Origin of the sequence: Burkholderia sp. Bp9012 (assembly GCF_003853825.1) — a bacterium.
Lineage (GTDB): Bacteria > Pseudomonadota > Gammaproteobacteria > Burkholderiales > Burkholderiaceae > Burkholderia > Burkholderia diffusa.
This window is the reverse complement of record NZ_QTQA01000021.1, coordinates 20,408-44,297: the sequence shown is the minus strand read 5'-3', so window position 1 is coordinate 44,297 and position 23,890 is coordinate 20,408. Positions and strand designations below refer to the sequence as shown.

28 protein-coding genes and 1 tRNA gene are annotated in these 23,890 nt (G+C 62.5%); 17 read left to right on the top strand and 12 right to left on the bottom strand.

Features of this window, described 5'->3' with window-relative positions:
• Nucleotides 1-37 precede the first annotated feature (37 nt).
• The 9 genes from hisA (at nt 38) to tatC (ending at nt 5,014) form a co-directional block, all read left to right on the top strand.
• Nucleotides 38-793 (top strand): 1-(5-phosphoribosyl)-5-[(5-phosphoribosylamino)methylideneamino]imidazole-4-carboxamide isomerase, encoded by a 756-nt coding sequence (gene hisA / locus DIE11_RS25815; RefSeq protein WP_039366646.1) that lies wholly within the window; start codon nt 38-40, stop codon nt 791-793.
• Nucleotides 794-898: 105 nt separating this feature from the next.
• Nucleotides 899-1,672, top strand: a complete 774-nt coding sequence (gene hisF / locus DIE11_RS25810) for an imidazole glycerol phosphate synthase subunit HisF (protein ID WP_059599819.1) — start codon at nt 899-901, stop codon at nt 1,670-1,672.
• A complete protein-coding gene (hisI, locus tag DIE11_RS25805; protein WP_044845954.1) occupies nt 1,672-2,088 on the top strand; it encodes a phosphoribosyl-AMP cyclohydrolase in 417 nt (138 codons plus the stop codon). The genes hisF and hisI overlap by 1 nt, the downstream gene beginning before the upstream one ends.
• Nucleotides 2,085-2,450 carry a phosphoribosyl-ATP diphosphatase gene (locus DIE11_RS25800; RefSeq protein WP_044845953.1) on the top strand — a complete coding sequence of 122 codons (366 nt, stop codon included), beginning with the start codon at nt 2,085-2,087 and terminating at the stop codon, nt 2,448-2,450. Before hisI ends, DIE11_RS25800 begins: the two co-directional genes overlap by 4 nt.
• Nucleotides 2,451-2,521: 71 nt before the next feature.
• Nucleotides 2,522-2,914 (top strand): hypothetical protein, encoded by a 393-nt coding sequence (locus tag DIE11_RS25795; protein ID WP_059599820.1) that lies wholly within the window; start codon nt 2,522-2,524, stop codon nt 2,912-2,914.
• 29 nt (nt 2,915-2,943) lie between these two features.
• Nucleotides 2,944-3,309, top strand: coding sequence for a histidine triad nucleotide-binding protein (locus DIE11_RS25790; protein WP_044845951.1), 366 nt, complete (start codon nt 2,944-2,946; stop codon nt 3,307-3,309).
• A gap of 93 nt (nt 3,310-3,402) precedes the next feature.
• Complete coding sequence (gene tatA, locus DIE11_RS25785) at nt 3,403-3,633, top strand: Sec-independent protein translocase subunit TatA (RefSeq protein ID WP_034183658.1); 231 nt, start codon at nt 3,403-3,405, stop codon at nt 3,631-3,633.
• Nucleotides 3,634-3,659: 26 nt separating this feature from the next.
• The gene (gene tatB, locus DIE11_RS25780; protein WP_059599822.1) at nt 3,660-4,190 is read left to right on the top strand and encodes a Sec-independent protein translocase protein TatB; all 531 of its coding nucleotides are present in this window, start codon (nt 3,660-3,662) and stop codon (nt 4,188-4,190) included.
• A 41-nt stretch (nt 4,191-4,231) separates the two neighbouring features.
• A complete protein-coding gene (gene tatC, locus DIE11_RS25775; protein ID WP_124628022.1) occupies nt 4,232-5,014 on the top strand; it encodes a twin-arginine translocase subunit TatC in 783 nt (260 codons plus the stop codon).
• Nucleotides 5,015-5,242: 228 nt separating this feature from the next.
• Here the strand turns inward: tatC and DIE11_RS25770 are convergent, their stop codons facing one another.
• Complete coding sequence (locus DIE11_RS25770; protein ID WP_059535654.1) at nt 5,243-6,448, bottom strand: Do family serine endopeptidase; 1,206 nt, start codon at nt 6,446-6,448, stop codon at nt 5,243-5,245.
• Nucleotides 6,449-6,469: 21 nt separating this feature from the next.
• Between DIE11_RS25770 and DIE11_RS25765 the strand changes: the two genes are divergently transcribed.
• From DIE11_RS25765 to DIE11_RS25725, 8 genes are all read left to right on the top strand, one after another.
• A complete protein-coding gene (locus DIE11_RS25765) occupies nt 6,470-7,216 on the top strand; it encodes a Nif3-like dinuclear metal center hexameric protein (RefSeq protein WP_059599825.1) in 747 nt (248 codons plus the stop codon).
• Between the two features lie 218 nt (nt 7,217-7,434).
• A complete protein-coding gene (gene petA, locus DIE11_RS25760) occupies nt 7,435-8,055 on the top strand; it encodes a ubiquinol-cytochrome c reductase iron-sulfur subunit (protein ID WP_059599826.1) in 621 nt (206 codons plus the stop codon).
• Nucleotides 8,052-9,434, top strand: coding sequence for a cytochrome bc complex cytochrome b subunit (locus DIE11_RS25755; RefSeq protein WP_108064681.1), 1,383 nt, complete (start codon nt 8,052-8,054; stop codon nt 9,432-9,434). The genes petA and DIE11_RS25755 overlap by 4 nt, the downstream gene beginning before the upstream one ends.
• A gap of 21 nt (nt 9,435-9,455) precedes the next feature.
• On the top strand, nt 9,456-10,214 hold the full coding sequence (locus DIE11_RS25750) for a cytochrome c1 (protein WP_124628020.1): 759 nt from the start codon (nt 9,456-9,458) through the stop codon (nt 10,212-10,214).
• 94 nt (nt 10,215-10,308) lie between these two features.
• The gene (locus tag DIE11_RS25745; RefSeq protein ID WP_006400565.1) at nt 10,309-10,920 is read left to right on the top strand and encodes a glutathione S-transferase N-terminal domain-containing protein; all 612 of its coding nucleotides are present in this window, start codon (nt 10,309-10,311) and stop codon (nt 10,918-10,920) included.
• Nucleotides 10,921-10,991: 71 nt separating this feature from the next.
• A complete protein-coding gene (locus DIE11_RS25740; RefSeq protein ID WP_124628018.1) occupies nt 10,992-11,510 on the top strand; it encodes a ClpXP protease specificity-enhancing factor in 519 nt (172 codons plus the stop codon).
• Nucleotides 11,511-11,529: 19 nt separating this feature from the next.
• A tRNA-Thr gene (locus DIE11_RS25735) sits at nt 11,530-11,605 on the top strand.
• A 174-nt stretch (nt 11,606-11,779) separates the two neighbouring features.
• A complete protein-coding gene (locus DIE11_RS25725) occupies nt 11,780-12,997 on the top strand; it encodes a phage integrase central domain-containing protein (protein WP_124628016.1) in 1,218 nt (405 codons plus the stop codon).
• A gap of 259 nt (nt 12,998-13,256) precedes the next feature.
• Here the strand turns inward: DIE11_RS25725 and DIE11_RS25720 are convergent, their stop codons facing one another.
• From DIE11_RS25720 to DIE11_RS25660, 11 genes are all read right to left on the bottom strand, one after another.
• Nucleotides 13,257-14,705, bottom strand: coding sequence for an RES domain-containing protein (locus DIE11_RS25720; RefSeq protein WP_124628013.1), 1,449 nt, complete (start codon nt 14,703-14,705; stop codon nt 13,257-13,259).
• Nucleotides 14,706-15,488: 783 nt separating this feature from the next.
• On the bottom strand, nt 15,489-18,350 hold the full coding sequence (locus DIE11_RS25710) for a DUF927 domain-containing protein (protein WP_185633822.1): 2,862 nt from the start codon (nt 18,348-18,350) through the stop codon (nt 15,489-15,491).
• 127 nt (nt 18,351-18,477) lie between these two features.
• On the bottom strand, nt 18,478-18,771 hold the full coding sequence (locus DIE11_RS25705) for a hypothetical protein (protein WP_124628009.1): 294 nt from the start codon (nt 18,769-18,771) through the stop codon (nt 18,478-18,480).
• Nucleotides 18,772-18,781: 10 nt separating this feature from the next.
• Complete coding sequence (locus DIE11_RS25700) at nt 18,782-19,129, bottom strand: hypothetical protein (protein WP_004522498.1); 348 nt, start codon at nt 19,127-19,129, stop codon at nt 18,782-18,784.
• A complete protein-coding gene (locus DIE11_RS25695) occupies nt 19,122-19,334 on the bottom strand; it encodes a hypothetical protein (protein WP_124628007.1) in 213 nt (70 codons plus the stop codon). Before DIE11_RS25695 ends, DIE11_RS25700 begins: the two co-directional genes overlap by 8 nt.
• Nucleotides 19,327-19,629 carry a hypothetical protein gene (locus DIE11_RS25690; RefSeq protein ID WP_038765559.1) on the bottom strand — a complete coding sequence of 101 codons (303 nt, stop codon included), beginning with the start codon at nt 19,627-19,629 and terminating at the stop codon, nt 19,327-19,329. Before DIE11_RS25690 ends, DIE11_RS25695 begins: the two co-directional genes overlap by 8 nt.
• Entirely contained in the window at nt 19,622-19,996 is a 375-nt protein-coding gene (locus tag DIE11_RS37080; protein ID WP_260437180.1) for a hypothetical protein, read from the bottom strand. Before DIE11_RS37080 ends, DIE11_RS25690 begins: the two co-directional genes overlap by 8 nt.
• A 163-nt stretch (nt 19,997-20,159) precedes the next feature.
• On the bottom strand, nt 20,160-20,438 hold the full coding sequence (locus DIE11_RS25675; RefSeq protein WP_124628005.1) for a hypothetical protein: 279 nt from the start codon (nt 20,436-20,438) through the stop codon (nt 20,160-20,162).
• Entirely contained in the window at nt 20,435-20,656 is a 222-nt protein-coding gene (locus DIE11_RS25670) for an AlpA family transcriptional regulator (RefSeq protein ID WP_089466515.1), read from the bottom strand. Before DIE11_RS25670 ends, DIE11_RS25675 begins: the two co-directional genes overlap by 4 nt.
• Nucleotides 20,657-20,772: 116 nt before the next feature.
• A complete protein-coding gene (locus DIE11_RS25665; protein ID WP_124628003.1) occupies nt 20,773-21,453 on the bottom strand; it encodes a hypothetical protein in 681 nt (226 codons plus the stop codon).
• Between the two features lie 331 nt (nt 21,454-21,784).
• Nucleotides 21,785-23,878, bottom strand: coding sequence for a S8 family peptidase (locus DIE11_RS25660; RefSeq protein ID WP_185633821.1), 2,094 nt, complete (start codon nt 23,876-23,878; stop codon nt 21,785-21,787).
• Nucleotides 23,879-23,890: the final 12 nt, after the last annotated feature.

The window sequence follows — 23,890 nt, the reverse complement described above, 5'->3', positions numbered from 1 at the left end:
GGATTCTTTTCATTTTCCACGACGACACCCGATTGCTATGTTGCTGATTCCGGCCATCGATCTCAAAGACGGTCAGTGTGTGCGCCTCAAACAGGGCGATATGGACCAGGCCACGATTTTCTCCGAGGACCCGGCGGCGATGGCCCGCAAGTGGGTTGATCTCGGCGCCCGGCGGCTCCATCTCGTCGACCTGAACGGCGCATTCGCCGGCAAGCCGAAGAATCTCGAAGCGATCGAAGCGATCCTCGACGAAGTCGGCGACGAAATCCCCGTACAGCTCGGCGGCGGCATCCGCAGCCTCGAGACGATCGAGAAGTATCTCGACGCCGGCCTGTCCTACGTGATCATCGGCACTGCCGCCGTGAAGAACCCCGGCTTCCTGCAGGACGCGTGCACCGCGTTCTCCGGCAACATCATCGTCGGGCTGGACGCGAAGGACGGCAAGGTCGCGACCGACGGCTGGAGCAAGCTGACCGGCCACGAAGTGATCGATCTCGCGCGCAAGTTCGAGGACTACGGCGTCGAATCGATCGTCTACACGGACATCGGCCGCGACGGGATGCTGCAGGGCATCAACATCGAGGCGACCGTGAAGCTCGCGCAGGCGGTCGGCATTCCGGTGATCGCAAGCGGCGGCCTGTCGAACCTCACGGACATCGAGAACCTCTGCGAAGTGGAAGAGCATGGCGTCGAAGGCGTGATCTGCGGCCGTGCGATCTACTCCGGCGATCTCGATTTCGCGGCCGCGCAAAAGCGCGCGGACGAACTGAACGGCGAACTCGACAACGCGTAACCGCGGTTGTTCCGTTTGCCGGAGCTGCCCGCGGGCGGCTCCACCGGAAGCCTCGCGCGAGGCTTCCGTAACCGGCCGTCCCAGCGCGGCATTTGGCGCAACATCATGGCTCTAGCTAAACGCATCATCCCCTGCCTGGACGTGACTGCCGGGCGTGTCGTCAAGGGCGTCAATTTCGTCGAACTGCGCGATGCCGGCGACCCCGTCGAAATCGCGCGTCGCTACGACGAACAAGGCGCCGACGAACTGACCTTCCTCGACATCACCGCGACGTCCGACCAGCGCGACCTGATTCTGCCGATCATCGAAGCCGTCGCGTCGCAGGTCTTCATTCCGCTGACCGTCGGCGGCGGCGTGCGCGCCGTCGAGGACGTGCGGCGCCTGTTGAACGCCGGCGCGGACAAGGTCAGCATGAATTCGTCGGCGGTCGCGAACCCGCAGCTCGTGCGCGACGCGGCCGACAAGTACGGCTCGCAGTGCATCGTCGTCGCGATCGACGCGAAGCGCGTGTCGGCCGACGGCGAGGCGCCGCGCTGGGAAGTGTTCACGCACGGCGGCCGCAAGGGCACGGGCCTCGACGCGATCGAATGGGCGCGCAAGATGGCCGAGCTCGGCGCGGGCGAGATCCTGCTCACGAGCATGGACCGCGACGGCACGAAGTCCGGTTTCGACCTCGCGCTCACGCGCGGTGTGTCGGACGCGGTGCCGGTCCCGGTGATCGCATCGGGCGGCGTGGGCTCGCTGCAGGACCTCGCGGACGGCATCAAGGACGGCCGCGCCGACGCAGTGCTGGCCGCGAGCATCTTCCACTACGGCGAGCACACGGTTGGCGAGGCGAAGCGCTTCATGGCCGACCAGGGCATTCCGGTGAGGCTGTGATGAATACGGAAACGAAATCCCTGCCCGCGTGGCTCGACAAGGTCCGCTGGGACGACAACGGCCTCGTGCCGGTGATCGCGCAGGAAGCCTCGACGAACGACGTGCTGATGTTCGCGTGGATGAACCGCGAGGCACTGGCGAAGACGATCGAGACGCAGCGCGCGGTCTACTATTCGCGTTCGCGCAAGCGCCTGTGGTTCAAGGGCGAGGAGTCGGGCCACGTGCAGCACGTGCACGAGGTGCGGCTCGACTGCGACGAGGACGTCGTGCTGCTGAAGGTCGAGCAGGTGTCGGGCATCGCATGCCACACCGGCCGGCATTCGTGCTTCTTCCAGAAATTCGAAGGCACCGTGGACAGCGGCGACTGGGTCGCGGTCGATCCGGTGCTGAAAGACCCCGAACACATCTACAAATGACGCAATCGACCGAAGACACGCTGCTGCGCCTCGCGGCCGTGATCGATAGCCGCAAGGGCGGCGACCCCGAACAATCGTACGTATCGCGCCTGTTTCACAAGGGCGACGACGCGGTGCTGAAGAAGATCGGCGAAGAGGCGACCGAAGTCGTGCTGGCCGCGAAGGACGTGCGCCAGGGCGGCGCGCCGACGGCGCTGGTCGGCGAGGTGGCCGACCTGTGGTTCCACTGCCTGGTGATGCTGTCGCATTTCGACCTGAGCCCGGCCGACGTGATCGCCGAACTCGAGCGCCGCGAAGGTCTGTCGGGCATCGAGGAAAAGGCGCTGCGCAAGCGTCGCGAGCGCGAGGAAAACGGCGGGTGACGACGCGCGGCCTGCCGCGCCGACGACAGTGCGGTAAGCTGTAAGAATTGTCATCTAACGGGGGTAGCATCATGACCGATACGCCGAGCCAGTTTCCGACACCGTCGGTGCCGGGCGCAGCGGACGCCGAGCGACTGGCAGGTCTGCGCACGCTGACGCACGTGCTGTATGGCCTCTACGCGATTCATTGGCTGACGGGTGGCGTCACCGGGATCATCGCGATCATCATCAACTACGTGAAGCGCGGCGACGTGGCCGGCACGCCGTACGCCGACCATTTCGAGTGGCAGATCCGCACGTTCTGGCGCGCGCTGATCGCCTACGTGATCGGCTTCGCGCTGATGTTCGTGGTGGTGGGATTCGTGATCATGTTTGTCACGTGGATTTGGACGCTGTACCGTATCATCAAAGGTTGGCTGTACCTGAACGACAACAAGACGCTCGATCCGCAGGCCTGGTTCTGACCGGCGCACGGGCGTTTCGCAGGAGCAACATGAGTCACGATCCGAATTGCCTGTTCTGCAAGATCGCGGCGGGCGAGATCCCGAGCACGAAGGTGCACGAGGACGACGAATTCGTCGCGTTCCGCGACATCCGCCCGGCGGCCGAGACGCACGTGCTCGTCATTCCGCGCCGGCATGTGCCGACGCTGTCGGCGGCGAGCGAGGCCGACGCGCCGATGCTCGGCCGGCTGATGCTGCTGGTCGCCCGTCTGGCCGACCAGCTCGGCGTTGCATACACGGGAGGCGAAACCGGTTTTCGCACGGTGATCAACACGGGCCCCGGCGGCGGGCAGGAGGTCTACCACCTGCACGCGCACATCCTGGCCGGCCCGCGCCCGTGGCTGCGGATGGGTTGACGTGGCGGGGCGTTTCCCCGCATCGATAGTCGAAGCCGGCGTGCCGCCGGCGATTTGCGCCGCGACGCGGCGTGGTTGAGGAGAGGTTTCATCATGGGTGGATTGAGCATTTGGCACTGGCTGATCGTGCTGCTGATCGTCGCGCTGGTTTTCGGTACGAAGAAGCTGCGCAACATCGGCAACGACCTCGGCAGCGCCGTGAAGGGTTTCAAGGACGGCATGAAGGAAGGCGAGACACCGGCGGATGCGCAGCAACTGCCGCGTTCGGGTTCGGTCGACGTCAACGCGAAGGAAACGACGCGTTCCGACTCGAACAAGGCGTAACGCCGGTACGCTGACAGGCATTCGCAATGCTGGATCTCGGTCTTTCGAAGATGGCGCTGATCGGCGTCGTCGCGCTCGTGGTGCTCGGCCCCGAGCGCCTGCCGCGCGTCGCGCGTACGGCAGGCGCATTGTTCGGCCGCGCGCAGCGGTACATCAACGACGTGAAGGCCGAGGTCTCGCGCGAAATCGAACTCGACGCGCTGCGGACGATGAAGACCGATTTCGAGTCGGCCGCGCGCAATGTCGAGACGACGATTCACGACAACCTGCGCGAGCACGAGAAGGAACTGAACGACACGTGGAACTCCGCGGTCGGCGGTCTTAACGAAGGCTCGGTCGATGCCGGCACGTACGGCTCCGACACGCCCGCGGCGCCGTCGTGGCGGGGCAGCATGGCCGCGCTCGCGCCGAAGCGTCGCAACTGGCGTGTGAAACAGGCGGCGACGCCTGTCTGGTACAAGCGCGCGACGACCCGCCGCACGCACGTGCAGTCGGGCGCCGCGCGTGTCGCGCGCCATCAGCCGGCCAGCCTGCGCCGGCCGACGCGCTTCTTCTGAGCCGAGCGCATGCTCGCTCGTCAATCCTACCGAGGGCCGGTGTGAGCGACCCCCAGCAGAATCCGGGCGACGCCCCGGAAGAAACCTTCATTTCCCATCTCGTCGAGCTTCGCGATCGCATCATTCGCGCGGGGCTGGCCGTGATCGTCGTGTTCCTCGGGCTCGTGTACTGGGCGCCCGACATTTTCCGGCTGCTCGCGCGGCCGCTGATGGAGAACCTGCCGAAGGGCGGCAGGATGATCGTGACCGACGTCACCGGCTCGTTCTTCGTGCCGATGAAGGTCACGATGCTCGTCGCGCTCGTGATCGCGCTGCCGATCGTGCTTTACCAGATCTGGGCGTTCGTCGCGCCGGGGCTGTATCAGCACGAGAAGAAGCTCGTCGTGCCGCTCGTCGGCAGCAGCTACGTCCTGTTCCTGTGCGGGATGGCGTTCGCATACTTCCTCGTGTTCCCGACGATCTTCCGTGTGATGGCGCACTACAACGCGCCGCTCGGCGCGGAGATGTCGACCGACATCGACAACTACCTGAGCTTCGTGCTCGGGATGTTCATCGCGTTCGGGGTCACGTTCGAAGTGCCGATCGTCGTCGTGCTGCTCGTCCGGATGGGCGTGCTGACGCTGAAGAAGCTGAAGGAGATGCGGCCGTACGTGATCGTCGGCGCGTTCGTCGTCGCGGCGGTCGTCACGCCGCCGGACGTGTTCTCGCAGCTGATGCTCGCGCTGCCGCTCGTCGTGCTGTTCGAAATCGGGCTGCTGGCCGCGCGATTCTTCGTGCCGAAGCCGACGGAAGAACCCGAGGCCGAGAACGGCGCCGCGAGTTGATGAAACGCGGCGCGCGGCGCCCGGCATGAGGGGCGCCGTCGATGCGGCACTTCGACGACGTTGAATCCGGGCGCGCGACCGGGCGGTGCAGGCGGCGGGTGAACGCAGCTCCGTCACCGTGACGAAGGATCTTCGAAGCAAAACAAAAGGGCAGCCGATCAGGCTGCCCTTTTGCATTTCCATCCTTGGCCGGCAAGCGGCGCCCGCCGATACACCGCCCGCCGGATGTCACTCGCTGTCGCTGTCCTGTTCGTCGAGCGTCTGCTTCGGCGGTGGCGGGCGCTTGCCGATCACCACACTCACGTCGAACTCCTTGCCCTTGCGCACGACGTGCACCTTGGTCGGCGTGCCCGGCTTGATCTGCGCGACGGTGTTCAGCAACTTCGTCGTGTCGGTGATGTCGTCGCCGTTCACGCTCACGAGGATGTCGCCCGGCTTGATGCCGGCCTTGTCGGCCGGACCGCCCTGCAGCACGCCCGCGACGATCGCGCCCGACTTCTGCTGGAGCCCGAACGACTCGGCGATTTCCGGCGTGACGTCCTGCGGCTCGACGCCGATCCAGCCGCGCGTGACCGAGCCCGTCGTGATGATGCTTTCGAGCACGGTGCGCGCGGTCGACACGGGGATCGCGAAGCCGATGCCGAGCGAGCCGCCCGAGCGCGAGTAGATCGCCGTGTTGATGCCGAGCAGGTTGCCGTTCACGTCGACCAGCGCGCCGCCCGAGTTGCCGGGGTTGATCGGCGCGTCGGTCTGGATGAAGTTTTCGAACGTGTTGATGCCGAGATGGTTGCGGCCGAGCGCGCTGATGATCCCCATCGTGACCGTCTGGCCGACGCCGAACGGGTTGCCGATCGCGAGCACGACGTCGCCGACCCGCGACTGGTCGGAGCGGCCGAGCGTGATCGTCGGCAGGTTCGTCATGTTGATCTTCAGCACGGCGAGATCGGTTTCGGGGTCGCTGCCGATCACCTTCGCGGTGCCCGTGCGGCCGTCGGCGAGCGCGACTTCGATCTGGTCGGCGCCGTCCACGACGTGCTGGTTCGTTAGAATGTAACCTTCAGGGCTCACGATAACGCCGGAGCCGAGGTTGGCGGCAGGTTCGTCCTGCTGCTTGCGGGCGTTGCGGTCGCCGAAGAAGTAGCGGAACAGCGGATCCTTCGCGCGCGGGTCGGGCGGCAGCGAGCCATCCTTGCTGGAGAAGACGTTGACGACGGCGGGCATCGCCTTTTGCGCGGCCTCCGCGTATGACGTGGTCGCCGGTGCACCGCCGATGCCCGGCGCGACTTCCCGCAGCGCGACGATCGGCGTGGCGAGCTGCTTGCCGAGCTGTCCTTGCCGTTGCAGCCATTGCGGCTTGAGCGTCACGACGATGAACATCAGCGCGAGCAGTACGGTCACCGCCTGCGCGAAGAACAGCCAGAAGCGTCTAAGCATCTGAATGGATTAGAGGTTTATATGGATCGGATCGAACTTGAATTGTACTTGAACAATACCCTTGAAACCGCGCGCTTCAAGGACTATTGCCCGAATGGCCTCCAGGTCGAGGGGCGTCGCAAGATCGAGAAGATCGCCACCGGCGTGACGGCGTCGCTCGCGTTCCTCGAAGCCGCGCTCGAATGGGGGGCGGATGCGGTGCTCGTCCATCACGGCTATTTCTGGCGCAACGAGGCGCCGCAGATCACCGGCCGCAAGTACCGGCGCCTGAAGCTGCTGCTCGCGAACGACCTGAACCTGTTCGCGTTCCACCTGCCGCTCGACGCGCATCCCGAGTTCGGCAACAACGCTCAGCTCGGTGAGAAGCTCGGGCTGATCGGCGAACAGCGTTTCGGCGACGGCGACCTCGGCTGGATGGCCACGCTGCCGATGCCCGTCACGCTCGAGCACTTCGTCGCGAAGGTCGAGCGCACGCTCGGCCGCACGCCGCTCGTGCTCGGCGATCCGGAGATGCAGCTGCGCCGCATCGCGTGGTGCACGGGTGCCGCGCAGAGCTATTTCGATGCCGCGATCGACGCTGGCGCCGACGTGTTCCTGACCGGCGAAGTATCGGAACCCGTCACGCACGCGTCGGCCGAGAGCGGCGTCGCGTTCGTTGCGGCAGGGCACCATGCGACCGAACGCTACGGAATCCAGGCGCTTGGCGCCCACTTGTCCGAAGAATTCGATATCGAACACCTTTTTATCGATATTCATAATCCGGTCTGAGCGACGGATTTGCGGCGGCGCATCGAAATTTCGCAATGTAGCATCCGCTTAAAAGTGAAATGATTTAATCGCTCCGATAGTGGGGGGAAACCCTTAACTATCAACTACTTCGAAGGGATTTTCATCTCCGGGCCTTGTAAATGGCGACTCCATTCGCGCAAACTAGCGGCGGAATGAAAAGTCGTGACGGAAAATCCAACTCAGAAGTGGGGCGTGTGATGCGAGACAAGGAAGAGAAACGCGTCGACAGCGGCCGCCGTACCTGGCTGATTGCGACATCCGTAGCAGGTGGCGTGGGAGGCGTAGCCACCGTCATACCTTTCGCGGCGTCGCTTGCGCCGTCCGCGAAAGCGAAAGCGGCCGGAGCCCCGGTCGAGGTCGACATCAGCGGCCTGAAGCCCGGCGAGATGGTCACCGTGCCGTGGCGCGGCAAGCCGGTCTGGATCCTGAACCGCACCGACGACATGCTCGCCGACGTCGTCAAGGCCGACAAGGAAGTGGCCGATCCGACCTCGAAATCCCCGTATTCGATGCCGTTGCCCGCGTATTGCGCGAACGAATATCGCGCGCGGGCCGATCGCAAGAACATTCTCGTCGTGATGGCCGTGTGTACGCACCTCGGCTGCACGCCCAGCCAACGCTTCACGCCGGGTCCGCAGCCGAACCTGCCGGACGACTGGCCGGGCGGTTTCCTGTGCCCGTGCCACGGTTCGACCTACGACCTCGCCGGCCGCGTGTTCAAGAACAAGCCGGCGCCTCAGAATCTCGACATCCCGCCCTACATGTTCACGTCGGCGACGACCCTCGTGATCGGCAAGGACGAGAAAGGAGAAGCGTGATGGCCGACAACAAGGAAGTCTCCACGACAGGTCTCACCGGCTGGATCGACCAGCGCTTCCCGCTCACGTCCACCTGGAAGAAGCACGTTTCCGAGTACTACGCGCCGAAGAACTTCAACTTCTGGTACTTCTTCGGCTCCCTCGCGCTGCTCGTGCTCGTCAACCAGATCGTCACGGGCATCTTCCTGACGATGAACTACAAGCCCGACTCGATGCTCGCATTCGCGTCGGTCGAGTACATCATGCGCGAGGTGCCGTGGGGCTGGCTGATCCGCTACATGCACTCGACAGGTGCATCGATGTTCTTCGTCGTCGTGTACCTGCACATGTTCCGCGGGCTGATGTATGGGTCGTACCGCAAGCCGCGCGAGCTCGTGTGGATCTTCGGTTGTGCGATCTTCCTGTGCCTGATGGCCGAGGCGTTCTTCGGCTACCTGCTGCCGTGGGGCCAGATGTCGTTCTGGGGTGCGCAGGTGATCGTGAACCTGTTCTCGGCGATCCCGTTCGTCGGCCCGGACCTGTCGTTGTGGATCCGCGGCGACTATGTCGTGTCCGACGTCACGCTGAACCGCTTCTTCGCGTTCCACGTGATCGCGATTCCGCTCGTGCTGGTCGGCCTCGTGATCGCGCACCTCGTCGCATTGCACGAAGTGGGGTCGAATAACCCGGACGGCATCGAGATCAAGGCGAAGAAGGACGCGAACGGCATTCCACTCGACGGCATCCCGTTCCATCCGTACTACTCGGTGCACGATTTCTTCGGTGTCTGCGTGTTCCTGATGGTGTTCGCGCTGATCGTGTTCTTCTCGCCGGAGATGGGCGGGTACTTCCTCGAGTCGAACAACTTCGTCCCGGCGAACCCGCTGCAGACGCCGCCGGAGATCGCGCCGGTCTGGTACTTCACTGCGTTCTACGCGATGCTGCGCGCGACCACCGACCCGTTCAAGATCGTGCTGATGATCGTGATCGCGCTGCTCGGCGTGCTCGCGCTGATCCGCGCGCGCGGCAAGTGGAAGGTCGGCCTGCCCGTGTTGGCCGCGGCGATCGTCGTGTTCATGTTCCTGACGGAATCGAAGTTCTGGGGCGTCGTCGTGATGGGTTCCGCGGTGATCACGCTGTTCTTCCTGCCGTGGCTCGACCGTAGCCCGGTGAAGTCGATCCGCTATCGGCCGTTGTTCCACAAAGTGTTCCTCGGGATCTTCGTCGCGGCGTTCCTGACCCTCGCGTTCCTCGGCACACGGCCGCCATCGCCGGCCGCGACGCTGATCGCGCAGGGCTGCGCGCTGATCTACTTTGCGTTCTTCCTCGGCATGCCCGTCTGGACACCGCTTGGCACGTTCAAGCAGCCGCCGGAACGGGTGCGCTTCAAGCCCCATTAACGAGAGCGAGGAGAGAACGACATGAAGAAACTGCTTTCGACGCTCGCACTGATCGGGGCAACGGCCGTGGCGCTGCTGGCGGCGCCGGCCGTGCGCGCGGAAGGTAATTTTCCGCTCGACCGGGCGCCCGATAACACGGAAAATCTCGTTTCGCTTCAGCACGGCGCGCAATTGTTTGTAAACTATTGCCTGAACTGCCACAGCGCGAACCTGATGCGCTACAACCGTCTGACGGATCTGGGCATATCCCAGAAGGAGATCGAAACGAATCTCCTGTTCACGACCGACAAGGTCGGGAACACGATGTCCGTCGCGATGCGGCCCGAAGACGCGAAGAACTGGCTCGGCACCTCGCCGCCCGACCTGTCGGTCGAGGAGCGGGCGCGCGGCCGCGACTGGCTCTACACGTACCTGCGGAGTTTCTACCGCGACGATACGCGGCCGAGCGGCTGGAACAACGCGGTGTTCGAGAACGTCGGCATGCCCCATGTATTGTGGCAACTGCAGGGGCAGCGCACTGCCAAATTCGAAGACAAGACGGACGAGGAGACGGGCGAGAAGGTCCACAAGCTCGTCGGCTTCCAGCAGGTCACGCCGGGGACGTTGTCGTCGCCGGACTATGATGCTGCGGTGGCCGACCTGGTGGCCTATATGACATGGATGTCCGAGCCGGCCCAGCAGACCCGCAAGCGCCTCGGCGTGTGGGTGCTGGTCTTTCTCGGTGTCCTGACTTTCCTGGCCTGGCGGCTCAATGCCGCGTACTGGAAAGATATCAAGTAAACACGCCTGACCGGCGTGGGGCCGGCGCAAGGCGGAACCCGTGAAAGGGGTTGCGCCGCGTGCCGGCCCTCGGCTTTTTTGAGGAAACGCAAATATGATGGTTCTGTATTCCGGCACAACTTGCCCGTTCTCCCAGCGTTGCCGGCTGGTGCTGTTCGAGAAGGGCATGGATTTCGAGATCCGTGACGTCGACCTGTTCAACAAGCCGGAAGACATCTCGGTGATGAACCCGTACGGTCAGGTGCCGATTCTGGTCGAGCGCGACCTGATTCTGTACGAATCGAACATCATCAACGAATACATCGACGAGCGCTTCCCGCACCCGCAACTGATGCCGGCCGACCCGGTGCAGCGCGCACGTGCACGCCTGTTCCTGCTCAACTTCGAGAAGGAGCTGTTCGTTCACGTCAGCACGCTCGAGAACGAAAAGGGCAAGGCAGCGGAGAAGAACCACGAGAAGGCACGCCTCGCGATCCGCGATCGCCTGACGCAGCTCGCGCCGATCTTCGTGAAGAACAAGTACATGCTCGGCGAGGAGTTCTCGATGCTCGATGTCGCGATCGCGCCGCTCTTGTGGCGTCTGGATCACTACGGCATCGAGCTGTCGAAGAATGCCGCGCCGCTGATGAAGTACGCCGAGCGGATCTTCAGCCGTCCGGCCTATATCGAAGCACTGACGCCGTCCGAAAAGGTCATGCGTCGTTGATGGTGCAATGAGTGCATGACGGAGCGGGCGGCGCGGCGTGCCGCGTGCCCGCTCCGGGTTCGAGGATTGTGATGCAAGAGATTTCAACGAAACCTTATCTGCTGCGCGCGTTGTACGAGTGGTGCACCGATAACGGTTACACGCCGCATATCGCGGTGAGGGTCGACAACTCGACGCGCGTGCCGCGTCAGTTCGTGCGTGACGGCGAGATCGTGCTCAACATCAGCTTCGAGGCGACGAGCCAGCTGCAGATGGGTAACGAGTGGATCGAGTTCACCGCCCGGTTCTCCGGGAAGGCGCACAAGATCGAGATTCCGGTGGCCAACGTGCTCGCGATTTACGCGCGGGAGAACGGGCAGGGGATGGCGTTCCAGGTCGATGCGGTCGCGGGCGAGGGCGCGGATTCGGGCGCGTTCGAAGACGATGCCGCGCAGGCGGAAGATGCGCCGCGTGACGAGTCGCCTGCCGTGTTGACGCCTGTCGTCGATGACGGGGCGAACGAGGAGCCGTCCGAAGGCGCCGACGAACCGCCGAAAACCGACGGCGACGGCTCGAAAGGCGGCAGACCTCGCCTCAAGATCGTGAAATGAGGTAGAATCTCGCGCTTACGCCGGCTTAGCTCATCTGGTAGAGCAGTTGATTTGTAATCATCAGGTGGCGGGTTCGAGTCCTGCAGCCGGCACCAAACACTAGTTTCAAGTAGTACCCGGAAGTCCCAAAACCCGCGTCCAGCCTAGCGCTGACGCGGGTTTTTTGTTTCAGGACGTCCCGTGAGAGGCCGGGGCATCCCCAAAATTTGGGGGTAAGATTCGGGGTATGACTTCCGGGATTTGGGGGTATGCCGTACCCCCGACGAACAATGAAAACCAAACCTCTTACCGACGCCAAGTGCCGCAACGCTAGATTCGATGAGGCCGGGGGAAACAAACTCTTCGACGGCGGCGGCCTGTATCTCGATCTGCGCTCCAGTGGTTCGAAGAAATGGCGGCTCAAATACCGGTTCAATGGCAAAGAAAACCTGCTGACGTTCGGCGACTATCCCGCGACGTCGCTCGCTGATGCTCGGTCGAGGCGTGACGAAGCGAAGCGGCTGTTAGCGGAAGGGAAGAACCCTGCGTTCGAGCGTGACGTCGAGAAGCAGACTCGCGCCATTGCCGCACAGAACACCTTCGAGGCCGTCGCGCTGGAGTGGTACGAGGCGCAGCAAGCGACATGGAGCGCTTCGCACGCGAACCGAGTCAAGAAACAGCTCGATCGCGAGGTGTTTCCCCTGATCGGCCAGCGTCCTATTTCTTCGATCGGCGCACCGGATTTGCTCGCGGTCATTCGACGAATCGAAGGTCGAGAGGCGTTCGAGACTGCGCGCAAGACGTTGCAGACATGCGGCCAAGTCTTTCGCTATGCCGTTGCAACGAGCCGTGCCGAGCGAGATCCGTCGCCGGACCTGCGAGGCGCATTGAAGGCAGTGCCCGTCAAGCATATGGCGCGAGTCGGCGAAAGCGAGCTGCCGGAGCTGCTTCGCTCGATTGCGGCCTATGAGGGCGAGCCGGAGACTCGGCTTGCTCTGCGATTCCTGGCATTGACGTTCGTTCGCACTATCGAGTTGCGGCAGGCGGAGTGGACGGAGATCGACTTGGAGCGTCGAGAGTGGCGCATTCCGGCCGAGAAGATGAAGATGCGCCGCGTGCATATCGTGCCGCTCGCAGAGCAGACGATCGCGCTGCTTTCCGAGCTACGCGCGCTGACGGGTCACCGTCGCTGGCTGTTCCCGAACAGCCGTAGACCGTTGCAGCAGATGAGCGAGAACACGATCCTGTACGCGCTATACCGGATGGGCTATCGAAGCCGCATGACCGGGCATGGGTTCCGGGGTCTCGCTTCAACGATCTTGAACGAGAAGGGATTCAATTCCGACTGGATCGAGCGCCAGCTCGCCCACTCAGAGCAGGACGGTGTGCGGGCGGCATACAACCATGCTGAGTATCTGTCGGAGCGCCATCGCATGATGCAGTGGTGGGCGGACTATCTCGACAAACAAGGTGGGGCGCAGATCATCCTGATCGCGGCGGCAAGATAGACCGCTGCGCGTATGAATCAGTGTCGGGTCCGAGATCGCTTGGCCGCCACTTCATCAAGGGCCGTGATCGACCCTGCCATTCAAACGTTACTGTTCAACGTCCGCTTTGCAGCGGTTGCGGTCTGTCAGATTGCATCACGAACGTCTTGTGTGCGACCTTGCGCGGATGAACGAATGCGCGAATGGGTTTGGGGACAAGAACTGCCGGAGGAAGTTGTGGCTTTATCAAGAGTCCGATCCACCCGCCCTGCCGCCCAGCTCAGAACTTCCAGTCTTGCTTCTCGCGGCGGTGGCGGCTCACGGCAAACCGTGTGCTATAGACCTTGACTGAGTTCACGTGATGGACCTCAACCGAGGCAGGATCGACGCGCAAAGCAGTATCGCGATAGTCGTCATCAGCGCTGTAGGAAAGGCCGAAATGCGGAACAAGGCCGGTTAGACCGTCCATTTCATCTTTCGGCACGGGTGGCTCCGCCTTCGGTACGACTTCGCTCACCCCGTAGTCAGTCTCCCACCCATCTTCGGTTCCATAGCCGGTGTGCACATCGATCTCGGTGCCAATAGGAAGATCCATGGCTTCCACACGCGCTGCTTTGTGGAAGAGCACGACATTGTTCCCTTCCTTAGACTGAGCTGAACCAAAAATGATGCCGTCGAACCTTGGCTCGTTCTCGGTCGCGAGAAAGTCCGCAATGGCTTGCGTCGCAAGGTAGTCGAAAGCCTCGTCATCCGGCATCACAGCGCGCGTCATGAGTTGCCCAAGGGACCGGAGAAAGGCAACGCGTTCGAGGCGGCTCTTCAGGGATGGATCGAAAATGCTGCCCCCGTCTTGGACACCGTCAAGGGCGGTGAGGTCGAGAAGGCGCAAGGGGCGGGTGATGGCGAACTTCGCGACGACAACCTTGCTCCCCACAGGGGGGCGTACTTCGGCCAGGGCCACGGATGCACTAGTGGCACCATAGAAAACCGAGATACCGCGCGCGTTCATCCGGCCTGAGTTGGCAAACCGAGTCGGAGGCGAACCCAGATGCACGTCGGGACGGCACAGCGCCTCTTCGAGCTTGTCTTCAGACTGAAAGACGCGGGCGCGATATAGGTTAGTGAGCCTGCGGCTGGGACCGGCATTCACAGCTAGCGGATGACGTGGCCTGGTCTTGAGCACGTCAATGCTCCCGAATATCCGCGCGAGAAGTTCTGAGGCAGAACGGCTGAAAAACCGGGCCTCGGTCTTGAGCGACTGCTCGAAATATTGCCACTCTTCGTGCCAGCCCTGAGCGCTTGCGCCTTTCTCCTCGTAATACGTGTCGGATGAGAACTCGGTCTCGTCGCCCATGGCCGCTGCATCGAAGTCGCCGTGCCGGTCGTCGAGAATGTCAAGGACGTCTTCGGCAGCTTCCCGCGGGATAACAGCAGCTTCCTCAATAGCCTCAAGCACCGGTTGGCCTTCGCGCTCCCACTCGTAGTCAGACTCGCGATCCGACAGCAGGCTTTGCTGCCATGAGTTCGGCTGATCGGGCGTGCGGATGTAGTGATCATCGAAAGCAGACTCGATACGGTCCGCCAGTTCCTTGATGGGAATGCAGGTCTGCGTCTGCCCGCAGTAGGAGCACTCCTCCGGCTTGCCGTCCTTCTCGATCGCCGCTGAAAGGTAGGACTCTGCGGCACACTCAAAGCAAATGTGCTTCTGATCGTCATCGTCGTCATTCATGCCGTTTGATACCTCCAGGTCCGACTAGTAGTGTCAGCTCTTGATCGCAGCAGTCGTTTACATGCCGACGCGTGACCGGCAACTCCCAGCCTAAAACGGTCATCGCTTGATGCACGTGCGATGGCTGCTCAGGCCGAACCGAGTCAGACGATCTGACGCTAGCTGTTTAGTCTAGCCCAGCTTCATATGACCCCCTTGCCGAGTATTTCCCACCGATTTTTCAGAAATGCCGCGGCACTGCCGGCTCCCTGCATTTCGGTATGAATATGACCCCCCTTGGGGTGTCGCGGCTAGAGAGAAAACGCGGGTGTGAGCCCCCGCGTCTTTGGCCTAGACGCAGGGTCCCCCGCTTTCCGGCCACCCCGACAGTTGCCACGGGCGCAACAATGCCGGATCGGTGCGCGTCGCGGACACCCCCCTCAAAAACACGTCTCCGACACCCGTCAAATCCCGGAGAGCCGCGCCCCGTCTGGCGTCGCGGTCGACGCAGACGCTTGACGCCTGTCCGCTCAGTGCAAAACGAGTTGGAGATTTGGAGATAAACGCCTGAATCGGCCGCAAAGCCTTGTGGGGTAAGGCTTCGCGTGTCTCCAAACAATTTGGAGAACGCTGGAGATACTGGAGATAAACCAGCCCGGATTGTTACGGTGGCGGCAAGATTCACGGCCAGCGCCCGCCCGGTTCCATCTGGAGCGGATCGCTCAAAGTAACTTTGACGCACGGGCGAAAAATGCCGCGCAAAGGAATGCCCGCCACCGCCCTACCGGACGGCGGCGGTGCATTTCACAGCTCAAGCGTGAAGATGGACGGCAACACGCGATAGACCATGAACTTGCCGTGACCGGGGATGTACTCCTGCCGGTACGGATAGCCGTCGCTACGCGGCATCAGCACGCCACGCTTCATCAGTGCCTTGGCGACGATCTTGTGATCGAACCCGGCGCACACGTCCTTGCGAAACACGGCCGCTTCGATCAGGTACTCCGTCTCGACGCTTTCGGCATCGTCGGCGCTCATCTTGCCGCCGAACTCGGCGTAATACTCGCGATCGGAGGCGATGGGCGTGCGCCGCTCGTCGCGCTTCACGTGCTGCTTGAAGCCCGCTCGATGCGGCACGTTCGGCCGATGGTCGTCCTGTGCCCGGTTCATCCACACGAAACGGTTGTCGCCATGCGCGGCGAGGAAATGCTGTACCTGCCGCACGGCTTCCGCCTCGTCCGAATTGCCGGTGCCGCCGCGAAGTTCGAGCCAGCCCTCGAAGCAGCGACGCGCGGCCTCGACCGCTTCGCCTTGCGGCCAGCCAGTCAGCCCGTGCGCCGTCGCCAGTTCGCCGGCCACCGCAACGAGACAGAACCGCTTGGCGACGCGGGCGACCTGCGAATGCGAGCCTTCCGGCACCCATTGCCCGACCAGCTCGTCGACGCGCACACGCAGATGCTCGGCCAGCTCGCCGGCCTGAGACGACGCCCACTCGATGAACGCGGGGCCTGCCGTGCCGTAGTGCATGCCCGCGTGCCGCTCTAGATGCTCGATCAACGCGGCCGGCGTCGGGAAGCCGTGCAGTTTCTCCACCACGCCCATTTCGCCGACCTCGGCCGGGATCGCGGGCAAACGCACCTCGATACCGCCTTTCATGGGCTTGTTGCCCTCGGCCATCAGCGCGGACACGCTCTTTTCGCCGTTCGACAGGAACAGCAGCCGCCAAGTGAGAACCGGCTTTGCTGAGCCGCTACGCGACGCGCGGGCCTTGCCCGACTCGTTCGCGAGCATGTAAATCACGTCGCCGACCAAGCGCGGCTCGACCTGCCCGATTTCATCGAGAATCAGCAGCGCGTCGCTATGCTGCGTGGCGACGGCTTCGAGCGCGTTGTCGGTCGCCTTCCAGCTCCGCACGTAGTCCGGCGAGCCGAACACGGACGCGGCGATGACGCCACCCGTCGACTTGCCCTTGGACGTCGTGCCGAGCAGGTGAAAGCCGCCCGACTGAAGCCCGGAGAAGTGCAGCAGCGGACCAGCGAAGGCGGTAGCGACGCAGAACAGGAGGCGGCTATTGCCGACGCAGTAGGCCGCGACCTCGCGTTGCCAGCCGTCCAACGTCCCGCGCTCCTTAAACTGGCTCTGGATCGGCGTGTCGGCCTGATAGATCAGCGCCTCTTTGCCGGTGCCGATGACGCGATCGGGCAGCACGAACGCGCCGTGATGCCAGCCGACGCGCGGCACGCAGCGCACGCGCTCGTCCGGCTGCGCCATCTGCACATAGTTCGCGATCTGCGTGCGGGCGATCTGCGTCACGCCGAGCTTCACGCCCATATCGAGCAGCATGCGACGCAGCTCCGTACCGTCGCCGGCAAAGAGGCCGGCCGGCACCGCCCACCGTTTCAGGATGCCGTCGCGGTCCGTGAATTCGAGCAGGTAGCCCCACTCGCTGTTCATCTCGTTTCGCGTCTCCGCGATCACGTCGATACGCGTGCTGACCCAATGCGGCGGAAGCGGATCGCCTTGATTGTTGAAGCCGTGAAACCACACGCCCTTGTCATCAACGACGAACCGCGACTTGCCATCCTGCGCGCGGGCCGTTTTGGGGCGCTTGGCGGGCTTCGCGGCGGCTGGAGCAGCCTTGCCCTTGCCGGCATCCGCCGAGCCGGCCGGCGCGAGCGCAGCACGCACGGCGGCGGCCACCGCATCCGGGCCGAGGTGCGCAGCCAGGTCGTTGAAGTCGGTGTCGGCTGCCGGGCGGTTCGGACCGAAGTCGGGTACGGCCACGATGCCGGCGACGGCCTCGGCCGCCGCGCGGGCCTTCGTTACGCCCGGATTGCCCTTCGTCGTGTGATCGTCGTCGGCGCAAACGACGATGCGGGCGTCCGGATACTGGCCGCGCAGCGCCGTCGCGACCGCGTGCAGGTTGCCGGCGTCGAACGCGACAGTGGCCGGATAGCCCGTCGCGGCCGCGAGCGTCGCGCACGTGGCGTAACCCTCGCCAATCAGCAGCGTGGACGGCGCGGAAGATAGCGGACCGCCGATCAACGAGAAGCAGCCCGCCTTGCGGCCGTTCGGCAGATAGCGTTTCTGGCCGTCCGTCAGGACGAACTCCAGCGTCCACAGCTTCCCGTCCGCGTCACGCGCCGGGATGACGAGCGCTCCGTCGCATGCGGCCGTGCCGATGCACATGCCGCCGCGATAGACGCGGAGCGCGTCGACCGGAATGCGCTTGCGAACGAGATACGGGTGATCGGCCGGCGCAGGCTCGGCCGCCGACCAGATCGATTCAGCGAGCGCCGACGCGGCTTGCTGTTTCTCGGTCAGTTCGGCCAGCTCGGCCGCTTCGCGTGCCGCGCGCTCGGCTTTCTGCTGCTCGCGCTCCGCTGGGTCGACCGGCTTCGCTCGATGCGCACGCGGATCGAAGCCGCCTTGTTTGGCAAGGTGGAACAGCGTGTTGATGGTGATCTTGCCGCCCTTGAACGACTTCCACACATCGCGCGCGTCCTTGCCGTTGTAGTTCTGCGCGCCTTGGCTCCATTCGTTCCAGAGGGCAAAGCCCTCCTCGTCAAACTCGGCCTTGAGCGCCATCCCCACCTGACGCCACGTATCGCGGTCGTCGGGCGGGACATAGCCGAGCGCGACTCTCGCCCGCTCGAATTCGGACATGGGTGCGTTACTCATAGGTTCCCACTGGACGCGCGTCGGCCGACTCCCGATTAGTAGTCCATATCGGGTAAGCAGCTACCCGACGCGCGAAAAATTGAATGATGCGACGATGCCTAGCGGCGGAGCGTCAGCCGGCCGTGATGTCGTTGCTGTAGACGTAGCGGCCGAGCCGCGACTCGCCAAGGGCGTCGTTGGCCGCCTCCAGCGCCGCGCCGATCGACGGCAGGGACGCGCGGAACAGGCTCAGCACAAGCCAGTAGTCGTCATCGGACATGGCCTTGTCGGCCGCCCAATGCAGGCTGTCGAGCAGCTCCATCGCATCGCTGATCCGCGTGCCGATCCGGTTGCGATCGGGGCGGTTCACCTCGGCCACGAAGTGCGAGGCGAGCGGTTGCACGGCGTTCTTGTTCGTCTTTGCCATGGCCGCGCCCTCAATGCGTCGTGCGCGGTTCGCGCGTGACAAGCCCGAGCGCCGCGAACAGATGCTGCTGCACGCGCCCCATCAGGCCGGCTGCGAACGCTTGGCGGCTGATCGTTACGCGGTGCGCGTCGACGTCGCCCGCGTCTTGCATGGCGGATTCCATGCCGCGTGCGAACGCGGCGGCCTGATGCGCCGCGTAGTCGTGCAGCCGCACGTCGCCTTTCAGGTCGAGCCACGCGTCGGCGCAGATCGCGCCAAGGTCGACGGCGAATTGCAGCTCGATCGGTGCGCCCGTATCCAGCGGCGGTGCGTTGTCGAATCCGTCGACAACCGCGGTTCGGATGCGCTGATCAGTCATGGCACACCTCCGGCTGCGCCGTGCGGCGCATTTCGGCCGAATACCGGCTCGCGACGCTTTGCCCCATGTCGACGAGCGCTCGCTCGTAGGTGCCCTCCGCAAGATGCGAACGGATAGCATCGAACAGGGCTTCGAGCTGGGCGAACTGATGGGCCGCACACATGGCGATCATCGTGACTTCGTTCGGCAGGCGGTATTTAGACATGGCGCACCTCCAGAATCGACGCGAGGAGTTGCCCGACATCGATCGCGCAATCCAGCTCCGCTTCGCCGCGAATCGGCGTGAGGTTCCAGTCGTGGACGGCTGCGTGCGTGAATTCGCCGGACCGCCGACCGTAGACGCTACGCCCCGAGACGGGGCCGCCCAAGATCCGCACTCGCCAATCGTGATCCGGCGTCGGGCGAGCCGATGCCACCTCGACCAGCATGCCGATGCGAGCGCGTGCGTCGCATTTCGTGACGATCGCCAGATCGCCAATCTTGCAGCGCAGCTCAGCCATGGCGCACCTCCGCACGGACGAGCGCGGCGATCGCGGCCAGTGCTGCACCGGTCGCATCGAGCGCGTCTTGGTACGTGCTGGCGGTTGCTGCGTCGCGCAGTGCTGCGCGGACAATGGATTGAATGAGGTGGGATTGCTGCCCGGTACGGGCGTGCGTGAACTGGCGCAAGATGCGACCTCCGACGTTAGCGTTTCGGAAGCCCGCACCCCACTTCCAAATGGGGTGGGCGGGCAGATAGCAGGGTTGGAAGACCGGAACGTCGGCACCGGCAGGCCGAAGCCTCCCCACCATCGCCCACCCATTGAACAGGCGCGCAAAGGCATACGGACGTAAAAAAACCGCGCATTGGCGGTCGTCCGCCGACATTTTCCGGGCTTCCAAACCCGGTTCGCTGTTGTTTCAGCGACGTTCACAGGATACTGCGCACGGCCGCGATGTGCAAATCGATGAAGGGACGGACCAGAGTCAACTGCGCGACGTGACCAACACCCCGCGCCCTTCGTCACGGCAAAGTGACTTTGACAAAACATCATGCCGGAGCCTTCGGATCGAGCATGAAAACCGCGTGCTTCAGGAGTTCGACCGCACGCTTTGCACGAGACGGAATACGCTCGGCGTCGCGCTCAAACACTGTCGCCGCCGTCGCGATCCAGCTAGCCGCTTCGCGCCGCACTTCGTCCGTGCAGCGCCCGCGTGCTTCGGACAAGCGCTCACGCTGGCGCTCCAGCTCACTCTCGTAAAAAGCAGCGTCGGCTCTCTTTTTCTCTGCGCGTGCTGCTGCGCGCACGTTTAATGAGTCGGTCGTCATTGTGTCTGGCTCCGATTTGCACGTGCGGCGAGCCATGCCTCGACGTCCCGTTCGAGCCAGCCAACAGCCCGCACCCCAAGCGGAATGGGGCGAGGAAACGTCCCGGCCTGAATTTGCCGATAAATCTCGCTTTTGCTTAATCCGATGCGTTCGGTAAGTGGACGCAGGCGAACAACTCGATTTGCGGTGAGGGAAGGGTGCGGGTTTTGTACTTCCATTTGCGCTCCGGTGAAATGGAACCGCGCGGGACTGCACGGCACGAGAGTAGTGTCGTCATTTCCACGGCAGCGCAAACGTCAGGTTTAGGGCAGCTATATCTATAGGGCCGATGTTTCTACCTTGACACCGGTGCCCCTCTCATGATCGGCAACACTCTATAATCGTGTTCTATATATCGACGAGCTGCATCGAGCGCGTTTCTTGCATCTTGAACATAGTCGATGTCATCGACGTCCATCTTTTCGCTCATGAACTGATCTGCCAATTCGTTCAGCGCCAGTGACTCGGATAACCCAAGGTCTTTCATTGCGCGAAATCCGTCGAATGCACGCAGATATCGAGGCAACAAACTCCATCGAGGTCTAGCAGCTTTCCGCGCAGCAGGGAGTTTAGATTGCCGGAATTCGAGCACAGATTTCACTTGCTCTAGCTGCCGAGAAATTGGCATAGAGGCGTCAAAAATCACTCTGTACTCAGTGTCGCGCAACGGTCGGTCAAAGTATCGTGACGAGTCTACTGGGCCACTAATGAACCCGCATGGCGCGTCAAATTCCATGTTCACGAATTGTTGGGTTCCATCATCGAGAGTTAGCGGCCAGCCCCACACCCAAGACGGCGGGTACCAATAGTCAATACCCCAGTCCATGAGGAATTTCGAATGTGCTTCGAAGTCGGGGTGCGATGCAAGGCGCTGCTCGTGGGGAACGCGTGCTAAGCGGTTGCAGAAATCAGCCTGCTGCTTGATGAACTTTTCATTTCTGCGCAGAAATTCCCACGCCCATCTGTCACCGCTCACGGACGCGGGCGGGTATGCGGACGGGTTACGCCAATCTGGGATTTGAAACCAACTCCGAACGCGGCGTCGCGCTTGGACGGAACCAAGCCGTCTACCGTTAACGACAAACAATGAGAGTTCTCCCTACGCCCTTCAGAACCGGCGTCGAGCCGGCCGGAGAAGGTGTCCGGTTTTCGGGGGCCACCCTAGGCTCGGCGATCTGCATTTTCGCACGAGCAAGAGGGCATGGGCATCGCCAGGCAGCGATGCACGCAATTGAAAATTTGCGAGATGTTGAAGGACGATGAACGCGGAGGGGAATACTTCCTCCGCGTAGCCGGATAGCGCAAAACTACCTTGCGATATTGAGTCGTTGGGAAATCGGGTTTGCCGTCCAGTTCGATGTGGCAAGCGCTCGAATGCCGTCCGCATAAACAGGCAAGCCGTCTTCGAGTGCGCGTAGCGTCACCAAAATGACGGCACGTTGCGGCTCGGGGGGGATCAGCTCACCGAAGCGTCGGGTTATGCTCGCTTGCAACGCCCAATTCGCGGCAGTAATGCCGTTTCGGAAGCGCTCGCGATACACCTTTACCGGCGACCACTTATAGCCATTTTCGATTCGAGCGGTTTCGTACAGATCGGCGAGGTTTTCGTCCTGTTCCAATGGAACAAGCCCTTTTATGCTTAGGCGACCATCCACCACCGATGCGCGGCCAAAGCTAATGTCGACGTTTGCTCGCACGTATTCAGCCCCTTGACTTGCGTCGAGCGGAGGGCTGTAGACGAGGGTGACGAATGCTTCTCCACGGAACTTGTCAGGTTCAGGGCGCAGGCATGCGGGTATCGGGTAGTTTAGTCTTGTCCATTTGCGTCGATCCGCAACATCGACTTCGAACAACAACGTAAATGAGTCATCGTCGCAAAAGAGCGTGTCCAGCAACGTGGACGGCACCCCTGCACCGTAAAATCTCCGAGCGCTTGCATCGCGCTCTGGTGAGCGTACTGCGGCACTATGAATGAGCAGCGCCTTCACGAGGGCAGGATAGGCGGCGGTGCCGCGTTGCTCAAGTTCCTGCCAGAGCTGCGCCGCTTGTGCGGCGACCATCGGAGCTGAGAAGCTTGTCCCGAGGGTCATGCCCAGGCGGTCCCCCGGTAATACCGTATGGACTCCAGCTCCGACAACCTGAGCCATTTGATTGCAATTGCCACCATAGTGAACAACGTCAGGTTTGGGCGTCCGTACCGGCCCCGGCCCGCGTCGACTGAACGGTGAAGGCTCTTCTTCGTGAACCAGCGTATGAGGAGCATTCTCTCGGTGGGCGAGGGCGCCGACTGTCAGGCTTCTTACCGAGTCGCCGGGGCTACTGATGCGATGACGAGGATTGTCTGCACCGGGAGGCCAACCACGTAGATTGGGCGGCCCTTCGTTGCCCGCGGACACGACAAACAAAACATTGAATTCGTCAGAGATTCTATCGAGTTGCTGTGCAAGCCACCCGAACTCATCTTCAGGAGCCGGATCTACGGTGCCGAGCGACAGGTTCCAAACTTTGACTGCCGGATGGGCTTGAACTGCGGCGCGGAGGCGCTCGATGATGTCATCAGCATTCGCATTGGCGACTTCCATTCCTGCGACATCGAGTATTCGAGCGCGAGCATCAGGCAAGCGAATGTCGTTACCGTTTAGGGGACGCGCCGCACAAACGATCGACGACACCATCGTGCCATGTACATAGTCCGTATCCGGAGGAAGGACATAAGTTTCACGTCCAGCTACCCATGGGCCAAGCGCGACAGAATTTGGAAACATACCCGTGTCGAAGACTCCGACGATTGGCAAATTTTCAGCTTCGTTCGGAATGTCGACTAGAGCACCCGGAAGTGGGCCATGATCCTCTGCCATTGGAGCGACATCTAGGACAGGCGCAATCATTGGAGCCGCAAAAATGCGTCTGATTCCGCTGAACAAGCTAAGAGCGTGCAAGCTGTCGAGATTTGCATTCCGAACCCGATAGCTTCGCCCAACTAATCCTGGGTGGCGCTCCGAAATATCTAACCCAAGTTGGTTTGATACTCTCTGGAACAATTCTTCTGCCACTTGCTGCAAGTGAGCATTGGGCTGATGAAAAAGCTCGATGAGTATCGGTATATCGGCGTTTCGCCAAGCTTGTAGACGTTCAAGAGCGGCTGGGTTGCGAAGCTCTGCGTCTAGCACGCGATCGATACCCCACGCCTCAAATCCACTGATCGCCGAAAGATTCGCTTTGATTTGCCTTGTGGTGCGTGTGGCAATGACTCGGTCCATCGCATCGAAGCTACCGAGGCTAGTCGCCAACAATACTTCGCCGAGTGCGGCGTTTCCGATCGGTATGGTTTGTCCCTCTTGTGCGAGGGTGGCCGGGCGGTGGCTTTTTGCAATAGCGGTGTCCCGCAGATGCATCACCATAACGGCCGGCAG